At 62.1% G+C, this 1,995-nt stretch carries 3 protein-coding genes; 1 reads left to right on the top strand and 2 read right to left on the bottom strand.

Annotation, left to right across the window (positions count from 1 at the left end; all coding sequences use genetic code 11):
* Positions 1–663, bottom strand: a 663-nt coding sequence (locus VF515_21700) for an integrase (GenBank protein HEX7410244.1), incomplete at its 3' end; no start/stop codon positions are given.
* Positions 664–1,586: 923 nt separating this feature from the next.
* Here VF515_21700 and VF515_21695 point away from each other — a divergent pair.
* Positions 1,587–1,748 (top strand): hypothetical protein, encoded by a 162-nt coding sequence (locus VF515_21695; protein HEX7410243.1) that lies wholly within the window; start codon positions 1,587–1,589, stop codon positions 1,746–1,748.
* 13 nt (positions 1,749–1,761) lie between these two features.
* Here the strand turns inward: VF515_21695 and VF515_21690 are convergent.
* The coding region (locus VF515_21690) for a hypothetical protein (GenBank protein ID HEX7410242.1) at positions 1,762–1,995 on the bottom strand (234 nt) is incomplete at its 5' end.

Below are 1,995 nucleotides of genomic sequence, written 5' to 3'. Positions count from 1 at the left end.
TGCCGCGAAGGGCAATGCCTCGCGCAGCTGCTGGGTGACCCAAGCTGCCGTGGGGTTGGCCGTCACGTTGAAGTGCAGCACTGTGCGACGACGGTGCTGGATAACCAATAGAACATAAAGGAGCCGAAAGCTCAGCGTCGGCACGGTGAAGAAGTCCATCGCTGCGAGCACGTCCCGGTGATTGTCCAGAAACGTCTTCCAGGATGGACCGGGTGGGCGCCGGGGCGGTGACGTCCGGACATAACGCGACACCGTCCGCTCAGAAACTCGAAAGCCGAGCTTCAACAGCTCACCATGGATGCGCGGGGCGCCCCACCGATTCTCCGTAACCATGCGGCGGATGAGATCACGGAGCTGGGCGTCGGTTCGGGGGCGGCCGGGCTTACGCGAGATCCAGCGCCAGTACGCACGATACGCACGGCGGTGCCAGGCAACCACGGTGGCTGGTTTGACTATGACGAGGGACCTGGCCCAGTCGGTCCACACCGCACGCAGGGCGACCCAGAACAGGCGGTCTACCGGTACGAGGCGTGAACGGCGGGCGCGGTGCGCCAGGGTGGCGAGTTGGTGGCGCAGGGCGAGATTATCCAGTACCAGCGCCTGTCGAGAGCGCGCCAGGGAGCGAAGCTGATTGACACCATTCCCGGCCCGTTCTGCCGCCATGCAGCAGGTAGTCAGCGGAGACCCCCCAGCACAGCGGCCTTCGTCCATGCCTGATCGTGCTTGATCTGACGATGCCCGTAATGAAATTTCGTAGCCGGCAGCTCGCGGACCCAGACCTCGCCGCAATCCCGGTGCTGGTGTACTCGGCGTGCCGCTGCCGTCGCTGTCTCAAGAATCTCTCACATAATCGGCGCAACTGCCCCGATTTGTGCCGTGATGCTCTGTGCGTGGCCGGAGCTACGACACGACCTGAAGACCGTGGCTGAAACAGTCACCCGACCTGTTTGCGGGGTAGCCCACGGACTACCCGACCTCCAGGCCAGAACAATGAGCCGACCGTCTCCGGGTCGGACGCTTCGGGGCTTTCGGTTGTTTCGAGACACCCTACTGGCAAGCGGTACCGAGGTTGCGCCACTCACCGTCCTCGCAGCGGAAGGTGGTGCCCTCCTTGCAGATGGTGGACTGCGTCGCAACCGTTGCGCCGCTGTACATACAGGATCGCCCGTCCGGAGCCATCCGCCCCTCGATGTCGCCGCTCCTGCAAGCGACTTCGAGATCCCTCCATTCTCCGTCATCACATCGGTACTGGGTGCCCGATTGGCAGGCCATCGAGCCGTGCGAATACGTCGCCCCCTGGTACTTGCAGCTAAACTGGGAAAACGCCGATGAAAAAACGCTAGGGCGAAAATCACACCCGGCAATGAAGAGCGCGCCCAACGCGAGGAGTACAGCCGTTCTTTCAACCATTGGTTCTCCTTTCTGTCCACCCGACAAAGCGGCTCTGGAACGCGCGGCTCGCCGAAACCACCAGGACAGGGTTCGCTGCGGCCGCCATAACCATGTTTATTATACAAGAGGGCGCGGCGACACCGTAAGCTCGGAGTACTACGCGCGTACTTCTACCGGCAGCGTCGCGGCATTCGATCATCTCCCCGACTAAGATGTCGATTGACGAAGCCTACCGGGCCTTCCAATCGGCGTTGCAGATGAAAGGCTTCACGACCGTACCCGCAGGCGCTGTCATCAAGATCGTGCCGACGAAGGACGCGAAAAGTTCCTCCATCGACACGGTGCTGCCGCAGTAAGGGCAACCCTCGATCAGTTCGTGGACCTCAGCGATCCGAATGGGTCCTCGACACCAGCGATCTCCAGTGCCTCTCCTGGATCGATCCCTGCTTCTTCTGCCGCCGCGACGATCGCCCGCTCATATTCCGCGAAACACAAGTCGCACATTGCCCTCGGCGTGTCGGAGTGCCAACAGAAGAAGACGTGATCTTGGGTGGTGGGCTCGCGTCCGAAGCGTGTGACGAACGCCTTCGACTGCGCCACCAT

This window comes from Candidatus Binatia bacterium (assembly GCA_036382395.1).
GTDB lineage: Bacteria > Desulfobacterota > Binatia > HRBIN30 > HRBIN30 > JAGDMS01.
The sequence above is the reverse complement of the archived record's forward strand: the minus strand, read 5'-3'. Positions and strand labels throughout refer to the sequence as shown.